At 73.0% G+C, this 24,657-nt stretch carries 24 protein-coding genes; 12 read left to right on the top strand and 12 right to left on the bottom strand.

All coding sequences use genetic code 11. From position 1 onward, the window contains the following. The first annotated feature begins 17 nt into the window (after positions 1-17). A complete protein-coding gene (locus tag ACIP89_RS31470; protein WP_401930628.1) occupies positions 18-611 on the top strand; it encodes a TetR/AcrR family transcriptional regulator in 594 nt (197 codons plus the stop codon). Here ACIP89_RS31470 and ACIP89_RS31465 read toward each other — a convergent pair. Beyond that, entirely contained in the window at positions 550-1,500 is a 951-nt protein-coding gene (locus ACIP89_RS31465) for a LysR family transcriptional regulator (protein WP_401931934.1), read from the bottom strand. The genes ACIP89_RS31470 and ACIP89_RS31465 overlap by 62 nt on opposite strands. A gap of 74 nt (positions 1,501-1,574) precedes the next feature. Here ACIP89_RS31465 and ACIP89_RS31460 point away from each other — a divergent pair, with 74 nt between their 5' ends. Both ACIP89_RS31460 and ACIP89_RS31455 read left to right on the top strand, forming a co-directional pair. Continuing rightward, on the top strand, positions 1,575-1,739 hold the full coding sequence (locus ACIP89_RS31460; RefSeq protein WP_402117863.1) for a hypothetical protein: 165 nt from the start codon (positions 1,575-1,577) through the stop codon (positions 1,737-1,739). Between the two features lie 62 nt (positions 1,740-1,801). Continuing rightward, entirely contained in the window at positions 1,802-6,337 is a 4,536-nt protein-coding gene (locus ACIP89_RS31455; protein WP_402117862.1) for a HEAT repeat domain-containing protein, read from the top strand. A gap of 29 nt (positions 6,338-6,366) precedes the next feature. Here the strand turns inward: ACIP89_RS31455 and ACIP89_RS31450 are convergent, their stop codons facing one another. Further along, on the bottom strand, positions 6,367-7,581 hold the full coding sequence (locus tag ACIP89_RS31450; protein ID WP_402117861.1) for an acyl-CoA dehydrogenase family protein: 1,215 nt from the start codon (positions 7,579-7,581) through the stop codon (positions 6,367-6,369). An 8-nt stretch (positions 7,582-7,589) separates the two neighbouring features. Continuing rightward, positions 7,590-8,618 (bottom strand): phosphotransferase family protein, encoded by a 1,029-nt coding sequence (locus ACIP89_RS31445; protein ID WP_402117860.1) that lies wholly within the window; start codon positions 8,616-8,618, stop codon positions 7,590-7,592. A gap of 155 nt (positions 8,619-8,773) precedes the next feature. Here ACIP89_RS31445 and ACIP89_RS31440 point away from each other — a divergent pair, with 155 nt between their 5' ends. After that, on the top strand, positions 8,774-10,063 hold the full coding sequence (locus ACIP89_RS31440) for a glucarate dehydratase family protein (protein WP_401930644.1): 1,290 nt from the start codon (positions 8,774-8,776) through the stop codon (positions 10,061-10,063). Positions 10,064-10,121: 58 nt separating this feature from the next. After that, the gene (locus ACIP89_RS31435) at positions 10,122-11,057 is read left to right on the top strand and encodes an NADP-dependent oxidoreductase (protein ID WP_401930647.1); all 936 of its coding nucleotides are present in this window, start codon (positions 10,122-10,124) and stop codon (positions 11,055-11,057) included. A 47-nt stretch (positions 11,058-11,104) separates the two neighbouring features. Here the strand turns inward: ACIP89_RS31435 and ACIP89_RS31430 are convergent, their stop codons facing one another. The 6 genes from ACIP89_RS31430 to ACIP89_RS31405 all read right to left on the bottom strand — a co-directional run bounded on the left by ACIP89_RS31430 (position 11,105) and on the right by ACIP89_RS31405 (position 14,841). Then, positions 11,105-11,416: a DUF202 domain-containing protein gene (locus tag ACIP89_RS31430; protein ID WP_401930650.1), complete on the bottom strand. Its 312-nt coding sequence runs from the start codon at positions 11,414-11,416 to the stop codon at positions 11,105-11,107. Continuing rightward, positions 11,413-11,808 carry a YidH family protein gene (locus ACIP89_RS31425; protein ID WP_123528100.1) on the bottom strand — a complete coding sequence of 132 codons (396 nt, stop codon included), beginning with the start codon at positions 11,806-11,808 and terminating at the stop codon, positions 11,413-11,415. Before ACIP89_RS31425 ends, ACIP89_RS31430 begins: the two co-directional genes overlap by 4 nt. A 33-nt stretch (positions 11,809-11,841) precedes the next feature. Next, positions 11,842-12,354: an NUDIX hydrolase gene (locus tag ACIP89_RS31420; protein WP_402117859.1), complete on the bottom strand. Its 513-nt coding sequence runs from the start codon at positions 12,352-12,354 to the stop codon at positions 11,842-11,844. A gap of 34 nt (positions 12,355-12,388) precedes the next feature. Next, positions 12,389-13,162: a glucose 1-dehydrogenase gene (locus ACIP89_RS31415; protein ID WP_401930654.1), complete on the bottom strand. Its 774-nt coding sequence runs from the start codon at positions 13,160-13,162 to the stop codon at positions 12,389-12,391. 45 nt (positions 13,163-13,207) lie between these two features. Continuing rightward, complete coding sequence (locus ACIP89_RS31410; RefSeq protein WP_402117857.1) at positions 13,208-13,837, bottom strand: TetR/AcrR family transcriptional regulator; 630 nt, start codon at positions 13,835-13,837, stop codon at positions 13,208-13,210. A gap of 110 nt (positions 13,838-13,947) precedes the next feature. Further along, positions 13,948-14,841 (bottom strand): DMT family transporter, encoded by an 894-nt coding sequence (locus ACIP89_RS31405; RefSeq protein ID WP_401930660.1) that lies wholly within the window; start codon positions 14,839-14,841, stop codon positions 13,948-13,950. A gap of 216 nt (positions 14,842-15,057) precedes the next feature. On the opposite strand from ACIP89_RS31405, the gene ACIP89_RS31400 reads away from it, so the two are divergent. Together ACIP89_RS31400 and ACIP89_RS31395 are read left to right on the top strand one after the other, a co-directional pair. Then, positions 15,058-16,713 (top strand): FAD-binding dehydrogenase, encoded by a 1,656-nt coding sequence (locus ACIP89_RS31400; protein WP_401930662.1) that lies wholly within the window; start codon positions 15,058-15,060, stop codon positions 16,711-16,713. A 102-nt stretch (positions 16,714-16,815) separates the two neighbouring features. Then, positions 16,816-18,066, top strand: coding sequence for an aromatic acid exporter family protein (locus tag ACIP89_RS31395; protein WP_401930665.1), 1,251 nt, complete (start codon positions 16,816-16,818; stop codon positions 18,064-18,066). 21 nt (positions 18,067-18,087) lie between these two features. Here ACIP89_RS31395 and ACIP89_RS31390 read toward each other — a convergent pair whose 3' ends face one another. Then, positions 18,088-18,531: an ASCH domain-containing protein gene (locus ACIP89_RS31390; protein ID WP_401930668.1), complete on the bottom strand. Its 444-nt coding sequence runs from the start codon at positions 18,529-18,531 to the stop codon at positions 18,088-18,090. Between the two features lie 188 nt (positions 18,532-18,719). Between ACIP89_RS31390 and ACIP89_RS31385 the strand changes: the two genes are divergently transcribed. Together ACIP89_RS31385 and ACIP89_RS31380 are read left to right on the top strand one after the other, a co-directional pair. Beyond that, on the top strand, positions 18,720-19,385 hold the full coding sequence (locus ACIP89_RS31385; RefSeq protein ID WP_402117916.1) for a molybdopterin-dependent oxidoreductase: 666 nt from the start codon (positions 18,720-18,722) through the stop codon (positions 19,383-19,385). Continuing rightward, on the top strand, positions 19,327-20,028 hold the full coding sequence (locus ACIP89_RS31380; protein ID WP_401931962.1) for a cytochrome b/b6 domain-containing protein: 702 nt from the start codon (positions 19,327-19,329) through the stop codon (positions 20,026-20,028). The genes ACIP89_RS31385 and ACIP89_RS31380 overlap by 59 nt, the downstream gene beginning before the upstream one ends. A 20-nt stretch (positions 20,029-20,048) precedes the next feature. Here the strand turns inward: ACIP89_RS31380 and ACIP89_RS31375 are convergent, their stop codons facing one another. Beyond that, entirely contained in the window at positions 20,049-21,446 is a 1,398-nt protein-coding gene (locus ACIP89_RS31375; RefSeq protein WP_401930674.1) for a gluconate:H+ symporter, read from the bottom strand. Between the two features lie 11 nt (positions 21,447-21,457). After that, positions 21,458-21,967: a gluconokinase gene (locus tag ACIP89_RS31370; protein ID WP_401931965.1), complete on the bottom strand. Its 510-nt coding sequence runs from the start codon at positions 21,965-21,967 to the stop codon at positions 21,458-21,460. A gap of 143 nt (positions 21,968-22,110) precedes the next feature. Here ACIP89_RS31370 and ACIP89_RS31365 point away from each other — a divergent pair, with 143 nt between their 5' ends. From ACIP89_RS31365 to ACIP89_RS31355, 3 genes are all read left to right on the top strand, one after another. Beyond that, the gene (locus tag ACIP89_RS31365; protein ID WP_401930679.1) at positions 22,111-22,812 is read left to right on the top strand and encodes a FadR/GntR family transcriptional regulator; all 702 of its coding nucleotides are present in this window, start codon (positions 22,111-22,113) and stop codon (positions 22,810-22,812) included. Positions 22,813-22,939: 127 nt separating this feature from the next. Further along, positions 22,940-24,025 carry an S-(hydroxymethyl)mycothiol dehydrogenase gene (locus tag ACIP89_RS31360; RefSeq protein ID WP_401930682.1) on the top strand — a complete coding sequence of 362 codons (1,086 nt, stop codon included), beginning with the start codon at positions 22,940-22,942 and terminating at the stop codon, positions 24,023-24,025. Continuing rightward, positions 24,025-24,654 carry an MBL fold metallo-hydrolase gene (locus ACIP89_RS31355; protein ID WP_402117855.1) on the top strand — a complete coding sequence of 210 codons (630 nt, stop codon included), beginning with the start codon at positions 24,025-24,027 and terminating at the stop codon, positions 24,652-24,654. Before ACIP89_RS31360 ends, ACIP89_RS31355 begins: the two co-directional genes overlap by 1 nt. Positions 24,655-24,657: the final 3 nt, after the last annotated feature.

Genomic DNA, 24,657 nt, shown 5'->3' with positions numbered 1-24,657 from the left:
GAAGGAAGGCGGCGGCTATGGCCAAGGCGACGGACGGGAGCGGCACCCCCGTTCCCCAGCGGCTGCTCGCCGCCGCCACCCGGCTCTTCGCGGAACAGGGGTACGACCGCACCTCGGTCCAGGAGATCGTCGAGGCGGCCGGCGTCACCAAGGGCGCGCTCTACCACTACTTCGGCTCCAAGGAGGACCTCCTCCAGGAGGTCTACGCCCGGGTGCTGCGGCTCCAGCAGGAGCGCCTCGACGCCTTCGCGGACGCCGACGCCCCCGTGGCGCGGCGGCTGCGCGACGCGGCGGCCGACGTGGTCGTCACCACCATCGAGAACCTCGACGACGCCTCGATCTTCTTCCGCTCGATGCACCACCTGAGCCCCGAGAAGAACAAGCAGGTACGGCTGGAGCGGCGCCGCTACCACGAGCGATTCCGGGCCCTGGTGGAAGAGGGGCAGCGCAGCGGGGTGTTCTCCACCGCCACCCCGGCGGACCTGATCGTCGACTACCACTTCGGCTCGGTCCACCACCTGTCCACCTGGTACCGCCCCGACGGTCCGCTCACCCAGCAGGAGGTCGCCGACCACCTGGCGGATCTGCTGCTGCGCGCGCTGCGGCCCTGATCCGCGGGTCCGGACCACCGTCACCGGCCAGCCGGTCCAGCAGCGCCACCGCCGCCGGGTTGCGCGGCCGGGGCGTCCGGCCCGCCAGCACCACCGTCCGGCCCGGCTCCGGCTGCCGGATGCCCACACACGGCAGCCCGGCGTCCTCACCGATCCGGCGCGGCACGATCGCCACCCCGATGCCGGCCCTCACGAGGTCCACCAGCAGCCGGATCTGGGTGACATCGCAGGTGATCCGGCGCTCCAGACCGCAGTGCGCGGCCAGCCGCCGCACCGCCGTCTCCAGACCGGTACCGGCCCGGAAGTCCACGAACGGCTCCCCGGCGAGGTCCTTGATCAGGGTGCGCCCGGCCGTCGCCAGCCGGTGACCGGGGGCGGTGATCAGCACCAGGTCCTCCTGCCAGCAGGCGAACGCCACGAGGCCGTCCGGGAGTCCGGCGGCGTCCGGGGCCAGAAAGCCGAGGTCCAGCTCACCGGCGAGCAGCCCCGCCAGCAGCTCCGGGGTCGTCGCCTCGCGCAGGGAGATCTGCACCCCGGGCCACAGCCGGTGGAAGGCGGCGAGTTCGGCGGCCAGATCCACACAGGTCAGCGTCTGGATCGTGCCGATCCGCACCCGGCCGGCGGCCAGCTCGGAGACGGCGGCCACCGCGTCGCGCGCCGCGTCCGTCCCCGCGAGCACCGTCCGCGCCGACGGCAGCAGCGCCCGGCCCGCCTCGGTCAGCACCACCCGGCGGCCGGTGCGGTCGAACAGGTCGGCGCCCAGCTCCCGTTCGAGATTGCGGACGGACGTGCTCAGCGCGGACTGCACGATCAGTTCGGCACGGGCGGCGGCGGTGAAGCTGCCGTGCGTGATGACCGCCATGAAGTGGCGGAGCTGGCGAATCTCCATCCATCTACGGTAGCGATCACAGCCAGCGAATCCATCTGTTGGACCGAACCCGCGGACGGGGTCACGCTGGACGCATGGCGCACATGCAGACAACGACGCGGGTCCCCGCCCTGTGGACCGCCGCTTACGGACCGCAACGGCCGCGCATCGTCCGGGTCCTCGCACGGTGCCTGCTGAGAGCGCGGGCCTTCGCCCGTGACCTGGCACTGGCCGACCACGTACCGTACGGCGGCTACTGAGCCGCAGGGCGCGGGCCGAAACGCGTTGGTGGAGCCCGGGAGCGTCCGGCTAGCATCCGACGATGCGGACGCCGGCCGGAGAAGAGCTGCACACCCTGGGACGGGAGATCGGGCGGGGGACCCCGGGGCAGCGTCACACGGCACTGGTCCGGCTGGCCGAACTCGTCGCCACGCGCCCCCCGTCCGACGCGGAGATGGACACACTCGCCGGACTGCTGCCCCAGTCCCTCACCGGACCGCCGGAGGCCGATCTCCTGCTGGCCCGGCTCTACGAGCGGCTCGGCCACCGGCTGACGGACCGGCCCCGGCCCCGGTGGCGCACGGCCGGCCACCTCCCGGCGACCGTACGCACCGCCTGGCTGCGCGCCGATGTGCTCCACGACCCGGCCGTCCTCCGCGAGGAGACCCCGGGCGAGCTCCTGTACCAGGCCGTGCGCGAGCTGGACATCAGCGGCACGCACCGGCCGGGCCCGCTGGTGGACGAACTGGCGGACAGCGGCGATCCGGTGCTCCGGACCGAGGCGCTGCGGCTGGCCCGCGAGGCACTGCACACCGGACTGCTGGCCCCGGCGGCGGTCCGGGAGAAGCTGATCGCGCTGCTGGCGGCGGACAGCGCCCCGGTGGTCGCGGGCGCGCTGGGCGCACTCGCCGAACCGTGGGCGGCGACCGCCCCGCTGCCGCCCGGCCTCCTCACCCCGTTCCTGGGTCCGGAGCCGGTACGGGAACGCCCCGCCGTGGCCGAAGCCGCCCTCGCGGCCGCCGCCCGCCACGGCCACCGCGAACTGCTGCGCGATGTCGTCGAGGACCCCCGGCTGACGCCCGGCCTGCGCCGGAGCGGGATGGAACTGCTCGGTGAACTGGCCGACCGCGACGACATCGGCGCCCTGACGGCCGCCGCCGCCAGCGATCCGCTGCTGCTCGGCGGCCCGGCCGTGGCCTGCCTGCGCGGGCTCCACCGCCGCGGGCACTTCCCGGACGACGACCAGGTCCGCACACTCATCGGCCTCGCCCTGTGCGACCACTCGATCCCGGCCCGCGACGTGGCGACCGTCCTCTACACCTCCCGGACCGAGGCCCTCAAGGTGCTGACGGACGCCCCGGCCGCGGACCCGGGCTGGCCGCGACGGCTCGCCCTGCTCGTCGCGCTGGCCGGACAGGGCGCGGGCGACCTCCCGGCCGGGGACGCCGTCACCCGGCTCCTGCCCTCGGCGCCCTCACCCGTGCCCTTCCTCGACGCGATCCGCGCCCTGCGCCACACGGACGCGGAAGCAGCCGTGATCGCCCAGCTTCCCTCGGCTCCGGCCGCCGCCCTGGACACCCTGGAGGCGATCGGCGGCGAACCGACCGTACGAGCCCTGCGCGAAGGGCTGGGCCTCGGCACCGGCGGGACGGCGCCCCACCTGCGCCCCGTACGCCACCGGGCCCTCGAACTGCTCTGGCGGCTCAACCGGGATCCGGCCCTGCGCCGCGCCCTGCTCGCCCGGCTCGACCCCGTCGGCCTGCCGCCGCGCGTCGCGGCCGGCCTCGGCGCACCGGACGCGGCCGAACTGGCGCTGCTGAGCTCCCACCTGGACCCGGACGCGCCGGTGGAGGCGCTGTGCCGGCTCGCGGCGAACGGAGACGCCACGACCCTCCCGGTCATCGCGGACCTGCTGTCGCGCGTCGTGGCGGACCTGGCCGCTTCGAGGACCCCGGACGCGGCGCCCCGGACCGGGGAGCACGGGCAGCCGGCCGGTGAGCCCGCGGTGCCGCAGGAGGTCCTGGACGCCATCAGCGCCCTCGGCCGCCGGCTCCACGAGCGGGGCGCGATCCGGCCCGTCTGCCTGCTCGACGCCACGGATGCCCGGCAGGCCGGACACGCGCTGGTCGCCGGCACGGCACTGGACCTCCTGGACCGCCCCGGACTCTCCGACGACGAGTGGGTGGTCCTGCTCGAACTGCTGCTCAGGGCGGACTGGACGGGCACCCGCGCACGGGTGCACCGACTCCTGCGCTCCCGCGACCGGCACGTGCGCAAGCACGTCATCGCCCTGCTCGCACGCGACGCCACCGGCGAGGACGCCCAGGCACTCTCGGCTTCACTGATCGCCCTGACCAGGGCCCAGGACATCCAGACCGTCCGGCAGGCCCTGCTCGCCCTGGGCCAGGTCCGGGCCCACTGGGCGAGCGGCGCGATCTCCGCCTGCCTCGACCACCCGAACATGAACATCAGGAAGACGGCGGCCGCTGCGCTCGGCAGGGCGGGCGCACCGGAGGCAGTGCCGAAGCTGCTGTCCCTGCTCGGGCAGGACGGCAACCCCGGCCTGCGCGAGTCCGTCGTCGCGGCCCTGCGCGCCGTCCTCGGCGACGCCTACCCGGCCACCCTGGTCGCCGCCGCGGAGCACAGCCAGGACGACACCCGGCGGCGGCTGCTGACGGGCCTGCACGGCGTGCTCACCGCTCGCTCGGTGCGCGCACTGGACGAGCAGCGCTCCCCGGTGGCCTACCCGCTGCTCACCCTGGTGGCCGCCCGCGCGGTCGCCCTGGCCGAAGGCTCCCTGACGGATCTGGCGCCGGCCATGACCGCGCACGGGATCACCGTCTCGGCCTCGGCCGGCCCCTTCGCCGTCTCCGGCGATGCGGACCGCGACATCGAGACCCTGGTGACCGGGGGCTGGGACCCGGAGACCGCACTGCGCCTCGTGGCACGGGACGAGCCGCTGGGTTCCCTGCGCGCACAGCGGCTGCGCCCGATGCTGGCCGACTGGCTCGCGCTGGCGGGCTCCCGTCCGGGGAGCGGGGCCACGGTGCTGCGGTTCGCGCTGACGCTCTGTTCCAGGCCCCTGAGCCGCCCGGAACTCGCCGCGCTCGCCCGGTCGTTCCCGCTCCTGCTGGAGGCGCTGGCCGACGCCCGCGACGCGGACCGGCACGCGTTGATTGGCGTCCTCGAAGCGGCGGCACCGCTGGTGACCGCCACCGGCAGAGCGGCCGCCGTCACCGAGGTACGCGCCCTGGCCCCCGCACCGGCGGTGCCGGGCCGCTCCACGCTGACCCTGCTGCGCCGCCTCGGCGCGATACTCGTCCCCGCCGACCTCGACCGCGCCCTCGCGGGGGCCCGGCTCTGCGCGGAGCCCGCGCGGGCCGCGACCGACGTGCTCCGGGAGGCCTTCGCGGTACCGGAGTCCGGGCCCGCCGCCGCACCCGGCTCGGACGCGGCACAGGCCTGGCGGTCCGGGCTGGCCGACGCGGTCCGGGAGCCGGGCGCGCTGGCGGAGTTCCGCCGCACGGACGACGGCACCGTCCCCTCCCGGACCCGGCTGGCCGCCCTGATCGAGGAGCACCACGGGGCCGCCCCCGGGGTCCGCTCCGCCCTCGTCGACTGGATGACCCGGCTCCAGCCCCTGGACGCGCCGCCCTGGACCCTCGCGGAGACCGCCCGCACGCCGGAGCCGGCCCCGCGCCGGGTCCGCGCCGACGACCTGGACCAGCCGCGCTCCGCCGCCCTGCGGGAGCGGCTGTCCGCCATGCTCGGCTCGGCGGAGGCGGCGCGCCGGCAGACCGCTGCCCGGGAGCTGGCGCGGTGGCCGGAGCCGGAGGCCCGGCTGGCGGTGCTGCGCGCGTACCTGACCGGCCGGATCGACCGGACCGCCGCAGCCGGCGTCGGCGGCACGCTCGGCGCCGTCGGTGAGAGCGAACTCCGGGGCGACGAGATCCTGCGCGACCGGGTGGCGGAAGCAGCAGCCGGTCTCGATCCGCAGGAGCGGCAACGGCTCGTCCCGCTGCTGCTGGAGTGGTGGGAGCACACGCCGCCCGCCTCGGCCGGGGCCGTCACCGATGCGTTGCGTGCCCATCCCGCCGACGCGCTGGCCGAAGCGCTGGGCGACCGGCTCGACGCCGGGGCCTGGGGATTCCTGGACCTGCTCACCGGCCGCCCGCTGCTGCGCACCCCGGCGCTCACCCGGGTCCGCCACCGGTTGCGTACCGAAGGGCGTGACGGACTCGCGGACCGGATCGTCCTGGTGGACGGGCCGTTGCGGGGACCGGACGCCGGACGGCGGGACGCGGCGGCCCTGGCCGCACTCCGCGACCGGGACGCGGCCCCGCCCGCCGCGACGCGGCGACGCCCGAGCCGGGGTGAACTGATGGACCTGGCCGCGACCGGCGCCCCCGAGCAGGTCTGCCGGGCGCTCACCGAGCTGGCCGAGGCGCACACCGGCCCCGGCCCTGACCGGGACCCGCGCCTGGTCGACCTGCTCGGTGAGCTGCTGACGCACCCCAGGCCCCGGGTCCGGCTGCGGGCCCACCGCACCGCGCGCGCGATGCTCGACCGGACGGAGTACCTGCGCCACACCGGGCTGTTGCTGGACGATCCCCGGCCGGACGTGGTGCGCATGGCGCTACGTACGCTCTGCCGGGCGGGCTGGGAGCCGGCGTTCCCCGCGGTCACCGGACTGCTCGGGCACCCGCACGCGACCGTGCGCGAGGCGGCGGCCGAGGCGCTGGCCGGGCTGGGCGGGGCAGCGGTACCGGCACTCCGCCACGCCGCCGCCCGCGCCCGGCCCGACCGGCGCTCCCGGTACACGGACCTGCTGGACCGGATCGGGGCCGCCGAGCGCTGACGCCGTCCGGCCCCGTCACCGCTCTCCGGCTACAGGTACTTCTTGATCTCCCGGCGGGCCAGCGACCGCTGGTGCACCTCGTCCGGGCCGTCCGCCAGCCGCAGCGTCCGCGCCGCCGCCCACAGCTCGGCCAGCGGGAAGTCCTGGCTGACCCCGCCCGCGCCGTGCAGCTGGACCGCCTGGTCGAGGATGGCGACCACCGCACGCGGGGTGGCGATCTTGATCGACTGGATCTCGGTGTGCGCGCCCCGGTTGCCCACCGTGTCCATCAGCCAGGCCGTCTTCAGCACCAGCAGCCGCAGCTGCTCCACCTGGACCCGGGCGTCCGCGATCCAGTTCTGCACCACGCCCTGCTGGGCGAGCGGCTTGCCGAAGGCGGTGCGGGCCACCGCGCGCCGGCACATCAGCTCGATGGCGCGCTCCGCCATGCCGATCAGCCGCATGCAGTGGTGGATCCGGCCCGGTCCCAGCCGTGCCTGGGCGATGGCGAAACCGCCGCCCTCCTCGCCCACCAGGTTCGTCGCGGGCACCCGCACGTCGTCGAAGAGCACCTCCGCGTGCCCGCCGTGGTAGTGGTCCTCGTAGCCGTATACCTTCATGGCGCGCTTCACCGTCAGCCCCGGGGTGTCGCGCGGGACGAGGATCTGCGACTGCTGGCGGCGGATGTCGTCGCCGTCCGGGTCGGTCTTGCCCATCACGATGAAGATCGCGCAGTCCGGGTTCATCGCCCCGGAGATGTACCACTTGCGCCCGTTGATGACGTAGTCCTCGCCGTCACGGGTGATCCGGGTCTCGATGTTGGTCGCGTCCGACGACGCCACCTCCGGCTCCGTCATCGCGAACGCGGACCGGATCTCACCCGCCAGCAGCGGCTCCAGCCACTGCTTCCTCTGCGCGTCGGTGCCGAACTGCGCGAGCACCTCCATGTTCCCGGTGTCCGGAGCCGCGCAGTTCAGCGCGGTCGGCGCCAACTGCGGGGAGCGGCCGAGGATCTCGGCCAGCGGGGCGTACTGGAGGTTGGTCAGCCCGGCGCCGTACTCCGCGTCCGGCAGGAAGAGGTTCCACAGCCCCTGCCGGCGCGCCTCTGCCTTGAGGTCCTCGACGACCTGCGGGGTGTCCCACGGCGACGCGAGCCGCTCGCGCTGCTCCTCCGCGGTCCGCTCCGCCGGGTGGACGTGCTCGTCCATGAAGGTGAGCAGCTTGCCGCGCAGCTCCTCGGTACGGGCGTCGAATGCGAAGTCCATGGGGTTGATCAGCCTTCCTGGAGGGTGGTGAGGCCGTGCGCGATGAAGACGGGGACGAGGTCGCCGATGCGGTCGAAGCCGCCGCCGACGGTCTGGCCCCGCGTGTAGCGGTAGTGGATGCCCTCCAGGATCACGGCGAGCTTGAACCAGGCGAACGCCGTGTACCAGGAGATGGCGGAGGTGTCCCGGCCGGAGCGGGCGGCGTAGCGCTCGATCAGTTCGGCGGGGGAGGGGTGGCCGGCCGCGCCGCTGGTGGTGGAGACCGGTGACTCGGGCAGTCCGAGGTCGGAGCTGTACATGACCAGCAGACCGAGGTCGGTGAGCGGGTCGCCGAGGGTGGACATCTCCCAGTCGAGCACGGCCTTGATCCGGTCGTCGGAGCCGATCAGGACGTTGTCCAGACGGTAGTCGCCGTGCACCACCGTCGGTGCGGGGGAGGACGGCAGCGTGCGGCCGAGGGCCGCGTGCAGCTCGTCGATGCCCGCCAGTTCGCGGTTGCGGGAGGCGTCCAGCTGTTTGCCCCAGCGGCGCAGCTGCCGGTCGAGGAAGCCCTCGGGGCGCCCGAAGTCACCGAGCCCGACCGCCCGCGGGTCCACGGCGTGCAGTTCGACCAGGGTGTCGACCAGTCCGAGCACGGCTGCCCGGGTGCGCTCCGCACCGAGCGGGGCGAGCTGCTCCGCGGTGCGGTACGGGGTGCCCTCGACGTACTCCATGACGTAGAACGGCGAGCCGATGACGGAGTCGTCCTCGCAGAGCAGGACCGGTTCGGGGACCGGGACGGCCGTCGGGTGCAGTGCGCTGATCACCCGGTGCTCGCGCTTCATGTCGTGCGCGGTGGCCAGCACGTGGCCCAGCGGCGGGCGCCGGACGACCCAGCGGCCGGTGCCGTCCGTGTCCGTGACGGCGTAGGTCAGGTTCGAACGGCCGCCCTCGATGAGCCGGGCGTCCAGCGGTCCGTTCACCAGGCCCGGCCGTTCGCGGTCGAGATGGCCGCGCAACCGGTCGAGGTCGAGGCCTGGCGGGTGGACTGGGCTCATCGTGCGCACCTCCGGGATGGATGGACGGTCGGTGTTCATCATGCCGACCAGTCGGTATGTCGTCCAGTGAACTTCCGGAACCGGATGCGGGCGCTCCGGTGCGATCAGCTGCTCAGCCCCTGGTATTCAGTCTCATCTCTGAATAGAGTTCACGTATGGATACAGCGTTGTTGATCGAAGAAGTCCGGCTGACCCCGATCCTCATTGCCGACCCACCGCTCCTCAACACCCAGGGCGTCCATCAGCCCTACACCCCGCGCCTCGTCGTGGAGGTCGTCACCCGCGGCGGAGTGACCGGCATCGGGGAGACGTACGGCGACGGCAAGTACCTCGAACTGGCCGAGCCGCTCGCCGCCGCCCTGCCGGGCCGCCCGGTCAGCGATGTGAACGGGCTCTTCGCCCTCGCCGACGAGGTGTGCGCGGATTCACGCGCCGCCGACGAGCGGGTCGACGCGGGCGGGCTGCGCGGCGTGCAGACCGCGGACAAGCTCCGGCTCTCGGTGGTGTCCGGTTTCGAGGTGGCCTGCCTGGACGCGCTGGGCAAGTCCCTCGGCCTGCCGGTGCACGCGCTGCTCGGCGGCAAGGTCCGCGACACCGTCGAGTACAGCGCGTACCTCTTCTACCGCTGGGCCGGGCACCCCGGGGGCGGCGAGCCGGACGACTGGGGGGCGGCCGTCGACCCGGCCGGAGTCGTCGCCCAGGCGCGACGCTTCGCCCGCGACTACGGCTTCTCCTCGTTCAAGCTGAAGGGCGGCGTCTTCCCGCCCGAGCAGGAGATCGCCGCGGTCCGCGCGCTGGCCGAGGCGTTCCCCGGCCGGCCGCTGCGCCTGGACCCCAACGGCGCCTGGTCCGTCGAGACCTCGCTGTACGTCGCCGAGCAGCTCAAGGGCGTACTCGAATACCTGGAGGACCCGGCGGCCGGCACCGCGCCGATGGCCGCCGTCGCGGCCGGCACCGACGTACCGCTGGCCACCAACATGTGCGTCACCACCCTCGCGGAGGTCCCCGAGGCCTTCGCCCGGGACGCCGTGCAGGTCATCCTCTCCGACCACCACTACTGGGGCGGACTGCACCGCACCCGTGAACTGGCCGGGATCTGCCGCACCTTCGGCGTCGGCCTCTCCATGCACTCCAACACCCACCTGGGGATCAGCCTCGCCGCCATGACGCACGTCGCGGCCACCGTGCCCAACCTCGACTACGCCTGCGACAGCCACTACCCCTGGCAGACCGAGGACGTCATCACCGCCCGCCATGTCTTCAGGGACGGCCGGCTCACCGTCTCCGACGCCCCCGGTCTCGGCGTGGAGCTGGACCGGGAGCGGCTGGCCGCACTGCACCGCCGCTGGCTCGACGACGACGGCACGATGCGCGAGCGCGACGACGCCGCCGCGATGCGCAAGGCCGAGCCCGGCTGGCGGACGCCGTCGATCCCGCGCTGGTGAGGCCGGGTCCGCGACGGCCTGATTTGCGCTGCGCCTGACCCGCGCCGATGGTCGAAGGATGAAGGCGATCAGCTACAGCGGATACGGCGATGCCGACGTCCTGGAGTACGGCGAGCGGCCGGACCCCAAGGTCGGCCCCGACACCGTCCTGGTGAAGGTGCGGGCCGCCGCGGTCAACCCGGTGGACCGGCAGGCGCGGCAGGGGAATCTGGACACCGCGCTCGACGCGGTCTTCCCGGTGATCCCCGGCTGGGACGTGTCCGGGGTCGTCGTGCAGCCCGGCGTGGCCGTCGACGAGTTCGCCGTCGGCGACGAGGTCATCGGATACGTGCGGGAGGACTTCCTCAGCCGCGGCACCTTCGCGGAGTACGTCGCCGCCCCGGTGCGCACCCTCGCCCGCAAACCGCTGAGCCTGAGCTTCGAGGAGGCCGCCGGGCTGCCGCTGGCCGGCCTCACGGCCTACCAGGTGCTCCACCGGTCGCTGCGGATCCGCAACGGTGACACCGTCCTGGTGCACGCGGCGGCGGGCGGTGTCGGCTCACTGGCCGTCCAGCTCGCCCGCCACGCGGGATGCCGGGTCATCGGGACCGCGAGCGCGCACAACCACGACCACCTGCGACAGCTCGGCGCGGAACCCGTGGAGTACGGGGACGGGCTCGTGGACCGGCTGCGGTCACTGGCCCCGGGCGGGATCGACGCCGCCTTCGACACGGTGGGCGGGGAAGCGCTGCGGGCCTCCGCCGAGACGCTCGCGCCGGACGGGCGGCTCACCTCCATCGTGGACAGCGAGGTGTTCTCGTACGGCGGCAAGTACGCCTTCGTGCGGCCCGACGCCAAGGACCTCGCCCATCTGGCCGAACTCGCCGAGCGGGGCATCATCACGGTCCACGTCGACCGGGTCTTCCCCCTGGAGCGGACCGCGGAGGCGCACCGGCTCAACGCGCGGGGGCGCACCCGGGGCAAGATCGTCGTCACGGTGGACTGGGAGAGCTGACGGGACCGGCGCGCCGCCCGGACCGACCGGTGTCCGCCGGGCCCGGATCAGAACAGCATGGCGGCCGCGAACACGGCCAGGGCGACCGTGCACGCCGCCGCCGTCAGCGCGGCGCGCGCGCCCAGCGGCCTCGGGCGCGCGGTGCCCATGCCCTGCACCCGGCGGTTCGCCACCCGCAGGAACCCCAGCCAGGCGAGCACGCTCAGCGACAGCGCGACGATCCCCGCCGCGCTCGCCCCGCCGTGCAGCGCCTGCTTGGCCGCCAGCAGCGCCACCACCGTGCAGGAGAGCGTGGTGCGCCGCCAGGCCAGCCTGGTCCGCTCCGGCTGGAGCCCCGGATCGCGTCCGGCCGCGGTCACCGGCCCTCCCAGCCGAACAGGACCACCACCACCATCGCCACGGCCACCACCGCGACCGCGAGACTCAGCAGCGTCGGGAACCGGGACACCGGCAGGTCCTCGCCGCGCCGCATCGCCCGCTCGCACCGCACCCAGTGGTTGACGGCCCGCAGCGCGCAGAGCACCCCGGCCGCGAGCAGCGCCAGCGCCAGACCGGCGCGCACGCCCCAGGACAGTTCGGGCAGGAACTGGTCGACCGCGAAACCGCCGCCGATCAGCGCGAGAGCCGTCCGGATCCAGGCGAGGAAGGTCCGCTCGTTGGCGAGTGAGAAGCGGTAATCGGGGGTGTCGCCCTCTTCGCGGATCCGCTGCGGCGCGAACCACAGCCGCAGACTCTGTACGAATTCGTTCACGTCCGGACCTTATCTGCCGCTTCGGTACACGGTTCAGGACCCTTCACGGAACGCCCGCAGCCGCCGGTAGGCCTCCAGGCCGTCCGGCACCCACGGCCAGTCGCCGAGCCGTCGCGCCAGCTCCCCGTCGGTGAGGAAGGTGTGCCAGGCGACCTCTTCCGCCTGCGGCCTCACCGGCAGCTCGCACCGCAGCCGGTACACGTACGACCACCAGCTGTGCCCCTCGCCTTCGTAGAGGAACTTGAAGAGCGGCTCGGGCCGGGGGAGCCCGGTGACCCCGAGCTCCTCCTCGGCCTCCCGCAGCGCCGCCTCGTCGTACGTCTCGCCCGCACCGACCACCCCGCCGACGAACATGTCGTAGTGGGACGGGAAGACCAGCTTGGTGGCGGTCCTGCGGTGCACGAAGATCCGGCCGTCGGAGTCCCGGGCCTCGATGAACGCGCAGCGGTGGCGCAGGCCCCGCGCGGTCGCCTCACCGCGCGTGGCCTGCCCGACGACCTCGTCGTTCTCGTCGACGATGTCCAGGATCTCGTCAGAAGGTGTCATGCACCTCATCCAACCGCAGGCCGCCCGGGGACGATCACTGGCCCATGACGTACTTGACGGTCGGGCCCGTGGTCCAGCCGCCGTCCACGGCGAGTTCGGCGCCGGTGATGTAGGAGGCGGCGTCCGAGAGCAGGAAGACGACGGCCTCGGCGATCTCACCGGCCTCACCGACCCGGCCCATCGGGGTGTTGGGGTAGTTGCCTTCGCCCTGCTGGATGCCGACCGAGGCGGTCATCGGGGTGTAGACCATGCCGGGGTGCACCGAGTTCACCCGCACCTTCGCCGTGCCGAGCTCCACCGCGCCGACCTTCGTCAGCCCGCGCACGCCCCACTTGGACGCGCCGTAGCTGGAGGTCAGGGCCAGGCCCATCAGCCCGGCGGCCGAGGAGATGTTGACGATCGAGCCGCCGCCGTTCTCCTTCATCAGCGGGATCACCGTCTTCATGCCGATGAAGACGGCCGTCAGGTTGATGTCGATGACCTTGCGGAAGTGCTCGACCGTCTCGCTCTCCAGCGGCTGCCCGGTGGAGACCCCGGCGTTGTTGACCAGTCCGTCGATCCGGCCGAACTCGGAGAGGGCGAAAGCGGCGACGCGCTGCCAGTCCTCCTCCGAGGTCACGTCGTGGTGGAGGAAGCGGGCCTTCGGGCCGAGCTCCGCGGCGGTGGCCGCGCCCTCCTCGTCGAGCACGTCGGTGATCACCACGTTCGCGCCGCCGGCCACGGCGAGGCGCGCGGCCTCGGCCCCGAGGCCGCGGGCGGCGCCGGTGATGACGACGGTCCGGTCGGTGAGGTTGTTCCTGTCGGTCATGACATGTCCTTCATGTGGTGCGGGTGGTTCCTGTGGGGCGCTTGTTTATGCGCCGTGCGGCGCGGGGGCGTGCAGGAAGGCGGTGGTGGTCCCGACGAGATCGGCCAGGAAGAGCTCCTGGCCGGTCAGCGGCTCCGTGCCGTCGAGCCCCTGGCGGGCGCGGTCGGCCAGCGCCGCGCCGATCAGGGTGAGCGCCAGATCGAGCCGCTCCAGCCGGACCGGCTCCGGCAGCGCGCCCAGCCGGTCCCCGATCCGGCCGATCAGCCGGCCGTAGGCGGTGCCGTCCAGGGCGGGGTGGAGGGGGCCGGTCCGCAGACCGGTCTCGTGGCTCAGCTGGGCCGAGATCCGCAGACAGCGCCGGCCCCGGTCATCGCCGAGCAGGCTCGCCTCCGCCGTCACCAGCGCGGTGAGCAGCTCCCGTACGCCGCAGTCGGCGTCGAGCCCGTCGAGCAGCGGCGCCACCACCTGCTCGGTGCGGGCCTGGCGGCCGGCCATCACGGCGTCGAGCAGCCCGGCGCGGGAGCCGAAGTGGTACTGGACCGCCGACGGATTGCTCTGGCCCGCCAGCCGGACGATGTCCCGCAGCTGGGCGCCGTCCGTACCCTGCGCGGCGAAGATCTCCTCGGCCGCGCGGATCAGCTTGTCCCTGGTCTCTTGTCCTGACGTCCTCGCCATACCCACAACTGTAATGCTGGCCATTATTAATCGCCAGGGCGGAGCGGCCGCACGTCTGTGAGAAAAGGGACACCGGTACTGAAGGGCGGGCACGGTCATGCCGACCGGATTCAGCGCGGTTCGAGGGTCTTGGCGCGCCGCCCGCCCACCGGCCCCTCCGGCATCGCCGGATGCAGCCCCAGCAGCACGATCCCGGTCACGATCGCCGCGAGCCCGGCCGCCTGCCAGGCCAGCGCGCCGGTGTCGGTGCGCACCTGGTCACCGAGGAAACCGATGCCGCAGGCGATCCCGGCCAGCGGCTGGGCCGCGGTGAGCGCGGGCAGCGACATCCGCAGCGGTCCGGTCTCGAACGCGCTCTGCACCAGGAGCAGCCCCGTCACCCCCAGCACCAGCACCGCGTACGGCTGCCAGCTCATCACCAGCGCCGCCCAGCCGTCGTCCCCGATCAGCTGGCCGCTCACCCGGGTCAGCGCGTCCTGGAGCCCGTACAGCAGTCCGGCCGCCACCGCGAGGAGCGCCGGGGCCGCGACGGAGCGCGAGCGTGCCGCGTACGTGGTGAGCGCCAGCGCGATGCCCGCCACCACTCCGATCACCAGCCAGTGCCGCAGCGGGCTCGACACCGCCGAGCCGCCCGTCGGCTCGCCCGCCAGCAGGAACGCCGCGACCCCGCAGGCCAGCAGCCAGAGCCCGGCCCAGCCCTGCCGGCCCAGGCGCTGGCCGGTGCGGTGGCGGGACAGGGTCATCGCGAAGAGCAGATTGGTGGCCAGCAGCGGCTCGACGACGGAGACCTCGCCCTTGCCCAGCGCCAGCGCGCCCAGCACCATGCCGCAGACCATCAGTCCGATTCCGGCCAGCCAGCTGCGTACCCGCATCAGGTCCAGCAGCAGCCGGAACGACAGATAGTCGCTCTTCGGGGCGTGGCTGGCGGCGGCCTGCTGGAGCACGAAGCCGAAGCCCAGGCAGCAGGCCGCGCTCACGGCGAGCACGAGAACCAGCACCGACACGCTTCTCTACCCCAAGTCAGGCCGGAAGAGAGTGAATTGTTTCGACGATAGCGCCTGGACGCCACCGGTGCGGCCGGAGTGCCGCCGACCGGGCGGTTGACGCCGGGGCGGCCGGTGCCGAAGATCTGACGCACCAGTAACTTCGCGAGGAACCTCACGGGCAGGTGCGGCCTTCCGCCGGACCGTGTCCGGATCGCCCCGACAAGGATGGAACCCATGGCGTACGACGCTGATGTGATCGTGATCGGGGCGGGACTCGCCGGGCTGGTCGCCACCGCCGAGCTGGCCGACGCGGGCCGCTCGGTGATCCTGCTCGACCAGGAGCCCGAGCAGTCGCTCGGCGGCCAGGCGCACTGGTCCTTCGGCGGTCTCTTCCTCGTCGACTCACCCGAACAGCGCCGGATGCGGATCAAGGACAGCCGGGAACTGGCCCTCCAGGACTGGCTGGGCACGGCGGGCTTCGACCGCGAGGAGGACCACTGGCCGAGGAAGTGGGCCGAGGCGTACGTCGACTTCGCGGCCGGTGAGAAGCGTTCCTGGCTGCACCAGCAGGGCATGCGGTTCTTCCCCGTCGTCGGCTGGGCCGAGCGCGGCGGGTACGACGCGAACGGCCACGGCAACTCCGTCCCCCGCTTCCACATCACCTGGGGCACCGGCCCCGGCGTCGTCGCCCCGTTCGAGCGCCGGGTCCGCGAGGGCATAGCCAAGGGACTGGTCACCCTCCGCTTCCGCCACCGGGTCACCGGTCTCGGCCGCACCGGGGGCGCCGTCGACACCGTCAGCGGCGAGATCCTGGAGCCGAGCGGCGCGGCGCGCGGGACCGCGAGCAGCCGCGAGGCGACCGGTGCCTTCGAGCTGCGCGCCCAGGCGGTGATCGTCACCTCCGGCGGCATCGGCGGCAACCACGACCTCGTGCGCAAGCAGTGGCCGGAGCGGCTCGGCACCCCGCCCGACAGGATGCTCTCCGGCGTCCCCGCCCACGTGGACGGGCTGATGCTCGGCATCGCGGAGGAGGCGGGCGCCCACCACATCAACCGCGACCGGATGTGGCACTACACCGAGGGCATCGAGAACTGGAACCCGATCTGGGCCAAGCACGCCATCCGCATCCTGCCCGGACCGTCCTCGCTCTGGCTGGACGCCCGCGGCAAGCGGCTGCCCGTCCCGCTCTTCCCCGGTTTCGACACGCTCGGCACCCTCGAACACATCATGCGCACCGGCCACGACTACACCTGGTTCGTGCTGGACCAGAAGATCATCGGCAAGGAGTTCGCGCTCTCCGGCTCCGAGCAGAACCCCGACCTGACCGGCAAGTCCGTCCGGGGCGTGATCGGCCGGGCGCGCGCGGACGTGCCCGGTCCGGTGAAGGCGTTCATGGACAACGGGGCGGACTTCGTCGTCGAGAACGACCTCGGCGCCCTGGTCCGCGGCATGAACGCGCTCACCGGCGACGGGCTCATCGACGAGGACGACCTGCGCCGCGAGATCACCGCCCGCGACCGCGAGATCGCCAACCCCTTCACCAAGGACCTCCAGATCACCGCGATCCGGGGGGCCCGCGCCTACCTGGGCGACAAGCTGATCCGGACCGCCGCCCCGCACCGCATCCTCGACCCCAAGGCCGGGCCGCTGATCGCCGTACGGCTGAACATCCTCACCCGCAAATCGCTCGGCGGACTGGAGACGGACCTGTCCTCCCGGGTCCTCACCGCGGACGGCACCCCGCTGGCCGGGGTCTACGCGGCCGGCGAGGCGGCCGGCTTCGGCGGCGGCGGGGTGCACGGCTACCGGTCGCTGGAGGGCACCTTCCTCGGCGGCTGCGTCTTCTCCGGCCGCGCCGCGGGCCGGGCCGCGGCCCGGGCGGTCGGCTGACGGCTGTCCCACCGGGCTCCGCGCGCCGCGGTCGCACGTCCGTCCGGTGGGGTTCGGAGCCCGGGACCGTGCGCGGGCCCCGGATTCGGGCAGAGGAAGAACATGCCTGGAGTAGCCGAGCCCGTGATCAACCTCGTCCGGCGCACCACCGAGCCCGTGGCGGCGCAGACCCTGCGCTCCACGGGCGCGGCGGTGATCGCCTTCGCCGTGGCGACCGCGACGCTGGCCGAACCCGCACCCCTGACCGCACCGCTGACCGCGCTGCTCGTCGTCCAGGTCACCCTCTACGCCACCGTCAACATGTCGGTCAAGAGGGTGACCGCCGTGGTCGTCGGCGTCCTCATCGCGAGCGGCTTCAGCGCCCTGGTCGGACTGTCCTGGTGGAGCCTGGGGCTGACCATCTTCACCGCGCTGATCATCGGCAGACTGGTCCGGGTCGACGAGTTCGTCCCCGAGGTGGCGATCAGCGCCATGCTGGTCCTCGGCGTCACCTCGGTGTCCGCGAGAACGAACATGGCCTGGGAGCGTGTGTTCGAGACGCTGATCGGCGCGGGCGTGGGCCTGCTGTTCAACCTGCTGTTCGCCCCGCCCGTCTGGGTGCAGACCGCGGGCACGTCCATCGACGGACTGGCCCGCGAGATGGGGCAGATGTTCCGCGACCTGGGAAGCGGCCTCGCCCGTCCGGTCACCGTCCCGGAGGCGGCGGACCGGCTGCACCGGGCCCGCCGTCTCGACCACGACATCGTGGAGGTGGACGCCTCCCTGCGGCAGGCCGAGGAAAGCCTCATGCTCAACCCGAGAGTGCGGCAGGGGCTGCTGCACCGGGTGGTGCTGCGCACCGGTCTGGACACGCTGGAGATCTGCGCGGTGGTCGTACGGGTGCTGTCCAGGACACTGACCGACCTCGCCAAGGACCGGATCGACGAACCCCTGTTCCCCGCCGAGGTCGCCGCCCACATCACGGAACTGTTCGAACAGATGGCGGGGGCCATCGAAAGCTTCTCCGTACTCATCACCACCCCGATGGCCGCCAGCGCGGAGGAGGCGGAGGAACGGCTCGCCGACGCGCTCACCACCAGCCGGGCGACCCGCGACCTGGTGGCGGACATGCTGCTGGCCGCCGTCCAGGAACACCCCAGGAAGTGGCAGCTGCACGGGGCCCTGCTCGCCGAGGTGGACCGCATCCTGGACGAGCTGGACATCGAGAAGCGCGCCGAGCGCCTGGGCCAGGAACTCGACCGCCGTTCGGCCGACCTGCACGAGCGGTACCCCCGGCTGCTCACGTTCCGGCGCCGGCTGGGCCTCGTGAAGGGCGCGGGCCGGGAGAAGAGGACCGAGCCCGAGGTGCGGTGAGCCTCGGCCCGCCGCGCCCGCTCAGCCCTGTGCCGCGTCGGGGCCGATGAGCTCGACGACCCGGAACCGCTCGGCGACGATCATCGTGTCGTCGTCCACGGTGAACTCCGGGTCGCCGAGCGCGTCCCGCATCTCCTCGCTGTGCCAGAACCGCTCGTGACCCGCCCGCCACTCGGCGACGGACGCGTAGCCCTCGCCCTCGTCCAGCGCGTGCTGGAGTCCGACATCGGCCAGCCGCAGCACCCGCACCCCGGTCACTTCGAGCACCGCGACCTCCTGGCCGTCCGAGTCGATGAGGGCGGACCGCTCACCTACGGGAGGCAGCTCCTCGTCCTCGATCTCGTACTCCACGAGCAGGCCGGAGGTGGACACCTTGCGCCCGTCCAGGACCGCGGCGACCAGCTGGTCGCGCAGCGGGCCGGGGAAGGCGAGCAGGAACGGCTTGAGCGCTTCGCGGTTCGGCATGGCGCAAGTCTGGCATCCGTTCCGCGCCCGCCGCGCGGAGATTCTGACGGCTCGGTGACGTCGGGGCGCAGCCCCTGGCGTCCGGCGGCCCGGAGTGCTCGAATCGAGGGGTGAACAGTCCCCCTCCCGGCGCCGGCCCCGATCCGGACGCCGTCGGCGCTCCTGTCGGCCGCCGACTGGTCCTGACGATGCTCGGCCTCGGCGCCGCCGGGCTGGTCGCCGCGCCGGTCCTGCAACGGACCCTGGAATCGGGCCTGGGCGCGGTCGCGGACAAGGACCCCACCGGGCTGACCGGCCTGCTGCCCAACGGCGGCGGCTTCCGGTACTACTCGGTGGCCTCCTCCGTACCGTCGAAGGGCCCGGCCGACTACCGGCTGACCGTCGACGGGCTGGTCGACCACCCGGTCACGTACACCCTGGACGCGCTGAAGCGGCTGCCGCAGACGCGAATGGTGCGGGACGTCCAGTGCGTCACCGGCTGGCGGGTGCCCGAGACCCCGTTCGAGGGCGTACGGCTCTCGGCGCTGCTGGACGCGGCGGGGGTCAGGGCGGGCGCGAAGGCGGTCCGTTTCACCTGCTTCGACGGCACCTACAGCGAGAGCCTCACCCTCGCCCAGGCCCGCCGCGCCGACGTGCTGGTCGCCCTGCGCATGCAGGACGGGCCGGTGCCCCACTCCCACGGCGGCCCGGTCCGGCTCTACGTGGCCCCGATGTACTTCTACAAATCGGCGAAATGGCTCTCCGGGATCACCGTCACGGACTCCGTACGCCCCGGATACTGGGAGGAGCTCGGCTATGACGTCGACGCCTGGGTCGGCCGGTCCAACGGCCGTGACGACGCCCCCACGGCCTGAGGCGTCCGGCCGGGTACGGCGGTTCGGCCGGCCGGTGCGCTGGGTGCACCGCACCACCGCGGCACTGATGCTGCTCTGCGTGGCGTCGGCCGCCTGCCTGTACCTGCCGCAGTTCGCCGAACTCGTCGGCCGCCGCCATCTGGTGGTCACCGTGCACGAGTGGTCCGGGCTGCTCATTCCCGTACCGCTGCTGGCGGGACTGGCGACGCGGTCCCTGCGCGCCGATCTGGGCCGGCTCAACCGCTTCGGGCCGCACGACCGGCAGTGGCTGCGGGCGGTGCGCCGGCGGGACCGGCGGCCGGAGTCGCGGCCCGCCGGGAAGTTCAACGCGGGGCAGAAGCTGTACGCGGCCTGGATCGCGGGGGCGGTGCTGGTGATGGCGGGGACCGGGCTGCTGATGTGGTTCACCGGGCTGGCCCCGCTGATGTGGCGGACCGGGGCGACCTTCGTCCACGACTGGCTGGCGCTGGCGGTGGGCATCGTGCTGGCCGGTCACATCGCGAGGGCGTACGCCGACCCGGAGGCACGCCGCGGCATGCGCTCCGGGTCGGTGGGGCGGGAGTGGGCCCGCCGTGAGCACCCGCTCTGGCGGGCGCCGGACGAGCCGCCAGGGCCTGCCGCCGGGCCGTCCTCCGGGCGGTGACGGCAGCGCCACGGCACGCCCTAGAGGATCAGCGACAGCAGCAGGATGAAGACCAGTGAGACCACGGAGATGATGGTCTCCATGACCGACCAGGTCTTCACCGTCTGGCCGACGTCCATCCCGAAGTACTCCTTCACCAGCCAGAACCCGGCGTCGTTGACATGGCTGAAGAAGAGCGAGCCGGCACCCACGGCCAGCACCAGCAGTGCGACGTGGGAGGTCGGCATGTCGGCCGCGAGCGGGGCGACCAGACCGGCCGCCGAGATGGTGGCGACGGTCGCGGAGCCGGTCGCGAGCCGGATCGCCACGGCGATCAGCCAGCCGAGCAGCAGGGCGGGGATCGACCAGCTCTCGGAGATGTCCAGGATCATCTGGCCGACGCCGGCGTCGACCAGGGTCTGCTTGAACCCGCCGCCCGCGCCGACGATCAGCAGCACGCCCGCGATCGGCGCGAGGGACTTCTCGACGGTGGAGGAGAGCCGGCCCTTGGTGAACCCGGCGGCCCGGCCCAGCGTGAACATGGCGACGATGACGGCCGCCAGCAGTGCGATCAGCGGCGAGCCGATCACGTCGGTCACCCGCTGGAGACCCTGCTCGGGGTCGTCCACGACGATGTCCACGAGCGCCTTGACCAGCATCAGGACGACGGGCAGCAGGATCGTCGCCAGCGTGGCGCCGAAGCTGGGCCGGCGGTCCAGGTCCTCCGACGGGCGCTCCGGGATCATCTTCTCCGGCGCCTTGATGTCCACCCAGCGGGCGGCGTAGCGCGAGAAGACCGGACCCGCGAGGATCACCGTCGGGATCGCGACCACCACACCGAGGGCCAGCGTGACGCCGAGGTTGGCGCCGAGGGCGTCGATCGCGACGAGCGGGCCGGGGTGCGGGGGGATCAGCCCGTGCATCACGGAGAGGCCGGCCAGGGCCGGGATGCCGATCCGCATCAGGGAGTAGTTGCCGCGCTTGGCGACGAGCAGCACCACCGGGATCATCAGCACGATCCCGACCTCGAAGAACAGCGGCAGTCCCACGATCGAGGCGATCAGGACCATCGCCCAGGGCATGGCCCGGTTGCTCGTCCGCGCGAGGATGGTGTCGACGATCTGGTCCGCACCGCCGGAGTCGGCGAGCAGCTTGCCCAGGATCGCGCCGAGGGCGATCAGGACACCGACGCCCGCGACGGTCGAGCCGAGGCCCGCGGTGAAGCTCGCGATCGTCTTCTCCGGCGCGGCGCCGGCGAACGAGCCGAGCGCCAGCGAGCCGATGGTCAGCGCGAGGAACGCGTGCATCTTGAACTTGGTGATGAGCAGGACGATGACGGCGATGCCCGCCAGGACGGCAATGCCCAACTGGGCGTTGCCGGCCGAGGTGATCGGTTCGACGGCGTCCGCTGCCAGCGTCTCGACGCTGAGACTGGTCACGGTGATGATCCTTAGTCTTCGAGCCGGCGCAGCGCGGCGACGGCTCGCTGGGTGATTTCCTCCGGGGTGCCGGCCACATCCACGGCGACCCCGGCCTCGTCGTCCGCCAGCGGCTGGAGGGTGGCGAACTGCGAGTCGAGGAGCGCGGCCGGCATGAAGTGGCCCTTGCGGTCCGCCATCCGCTCCTCGATGAGGGACCGGTCTCCGGTCAGATGCAGGAACAGGGCACCGGGAGCCTCCGCACGCAGCCGGTCGCGGTAGGCCCGCTTCAGCGCCGAGCTGCTGACCACGCCGCCGAGCCCGGCCCGGCCGTGCGCCCACTGGCCGATCGCGTCGAGCCAGGGCCACCGGTCGGCGTCCTCCAGCGGAGTGCCGGCCGACATCTTGGCGATGTTCGCCGGGGGGTGGAAGTCGTCGCCCTCGGCGTACGGAACGCCCAGTGCGGCGGCGAGCAGGGGGCCGATCGTGGTCTTGCCGGTCCCTGCCACGCCCATCACCACGACGACGTGGGGGGTGCTCATTGCGGTGCCTCGCTGTTCTCTTCGATGTCTTCCTCGACATCGGGCCGTCGCGCTACTGAAACCCATACGTACGACTTATTCAAGATGTTGTGACGTAAACGTCGTACTTAATGTTCCCGGGAGGAGCCCCGTACCCTTGGTCCATGACCACACCTGCCCAGGGGCTGCATACACATGTGCTCGACACCCTGGGCCTGGAGATCGCCGCGGGAGAGCCCCCGCCCGGCCAGGTGCTGCGCACCGACGAGCTGGCCCGGCGCTTCGACGTCTCCCGCACGGTCGTCCGCGAGGTCGTCCGCGTCCTGGAGTCCATGCACCTCGTCGAGTCCCGGCGCCGGGTCGGCGTGACCGTGCGGCCGGCGGCGGAGTGGAACGTCTACGACCCGCAGGTCATCCGGTGGCGGCTGGCCGGTGCCGACCGGCCGCGCCAGCTGCGCTCACTCACGGTGCTGCGCTCGGCGATCGAGCCCGTCGCCGCCTCGCTCGCCGCCCGGCACGCCACCCCGGAGCAGTGCGCCCAGCTCACCGAGCGGGCCCTCGGCATGGTCGCCACCTCGCGCGGCCAGCAGCTGGAGGGGTACCTGGAACACGACATCGCCTTCCACCGCATCGTCCTCAACGCCTCCGGCAACGAGATGTTCGCCCGCCTCGGAGACGTGGTCGCGGAGGTCCTGGCGGGACGCACCCACCACCAGGTGATGTTCGAGGACCCCGACCCGGCGGCCGTCACCCTCCACGTCCGGCTCGCCGAAGCGGTGCGCGAGGGCGACGCGGCGCAGGCGGAGCGGCTGACGAAGGAGATCGCCGTGGGCGCCCTGCACGAGCTGGACGTACTCGCGCCCTGAAGGCGGCCGCGCCCGGCCCCGCCGCACCCCGCACGGCGTACCGTTGTCCGTGATCGATCCCCGGGAACACATCGCTCCCAGGGGCGTGATCGGTCTTCGGGAACGTCGGGAAAAGGAGTCCACGGGAATGGCGCAGCACGTACAAGGGGTCATCGCACCGGGAAAGAACGAGCCGGTACGGGTCGAGACGATCGTCATCCCGGACCCCGGCCCCGGCGAGGCCGTGGTGAAGATCCAGGCGTGCGGCGTCTGCCACACCGATCTGCACTACAAACAGGGCGGCATCAACGACGAGTTCCCCTTCCTCCTCGGCCACGAGGCCGCGGGTGTCGTGGAGTCCGTCGGCGAAGGCGTCACGGACGTCGAGCCGGGCGACTTCGTCGTCCTCAACTGGCGCGCGGTGTGCGGGCAGTGCCGCGCCTGTCTGCGCGGCCGCCCCTGGTACTGCTTCGACACCCACAACGCCAAGCAGAAGATGACCCTGCTGGACGGCACCGAGCTGTCGCCCGCACTCGGCATCGGCGCCTTCGCGGAGAAGACCCTGGTCGCCTCCGGCCAGTGCACCAAGGTCGACCCCGAGGTCGCCCCGGCCGTCGCCGGACTCCTCGGCTGCGGCGTGATGGCGGGCATCGGCGCCGCCATCAACACCGGTCAGGTCGGCCGGGGCGACTCGGTCGCCGTCATCGGCTGCGGCGGCGTCGGTGACGCGGCGGTCGCCGGCGCCCGGCTCGCCGGAGCGGCGAAGATCATCGCGGTGGACATCGACGACCGCAAGCTGGAGACGGCGAAGAAGATGGGTGCCACGCACTCCGTCAACTCCCGCACCCAGGACCCGGTCGAGGCCATCCGCGCCCTCACCGGCGGCAACGGCGCCGACGTCGTCATCGAGGCGGTCGGCCGCCCGGAGACGTACAAGCAGGCGTTCTACGCCCGCGACCTCGCCGGCACCGTCGTCCTGGTCGGCGTCCCCACCCCGGAGATGCAGCTCGAACTCCCGCTCCTGGACGTCTTCGGCCGGGGCGGCTCGCTCAAGTCCTCCTGGTACGGCGACTGCCTGCCCTCGCGCGACTTCCCGATGCTCATCGACCTCCACCAGCAGGGCCGGATCGACCTCGGCGCGTTCGTCACCGAGACCATCGCGCTCGGGGACATCGAACAGGCCTTCGCCCGGATGCACGACGGCGACGTCCTGCGCTCGGTGGTGGTGTTCTGATGACCGCCCGCATCGACCACCTGGTCACCTCCGGCACCTTCGCCCTCGACGGCGGCGAATGGGATGTCGACAACAACGTCTGGATCGTCGGTGACGACACGGAGGCGGTCGTCATCGACGCCGCCCACGACGCCGCCGCCATCGAGGCCGCGCTGAACGGGCGTACGCTGCGCGCCATCATCTGCACCCACGCGCACAACGACCACATCGACGCGGCCCCGGCGCTCGCCGACGCCACCGGCGCGCCGATCCTGCTGCACCCCGACGACCTGCCGCTGTGGAAGCAGACCCACCCGGACCGGGCCCCCGACGGCGAACTGACCGACGGTCAGGAGCTGACGGTCGCCGGTACGGCCCTCAAGGTGCTGCACACGCCGGGGCACGCCCCGGGCGCCGTCTGCCTGTACGCCCCCGGGCTGGCCACCGTCTTCACCGGTGACACGCTCTTCCAGGGCGGGCCCGGCGCCACCGGCCGGTCGTTCTCGCACTTCCCGACGATCGTCGCCTCGATCAGGGACCGGCTGCTCGCCCTGGACCCGGACACCGCCGTCCGCACCGGGCACGGCGACTCCACGACCATCGGCGCGGAGGCCCCGCACCTGGACGAATGGATCGCCCGCGGCCACTGAGGG

The sequence above is a fragment of the Streptomyces sp. NPDC088730 genome (assembly GCF_044751215.1).
Taxonomy (GTDB): domain Bacteria; phylum Actinomycetota; class Actinomycetes; order Streptomycetales; family Streptomycetaceae; genus Streptomyces.
Note: the sequence above shows the minus strand (reverse complement) of the source record. Positions and strands in the feature narration are given on the sequence as shown.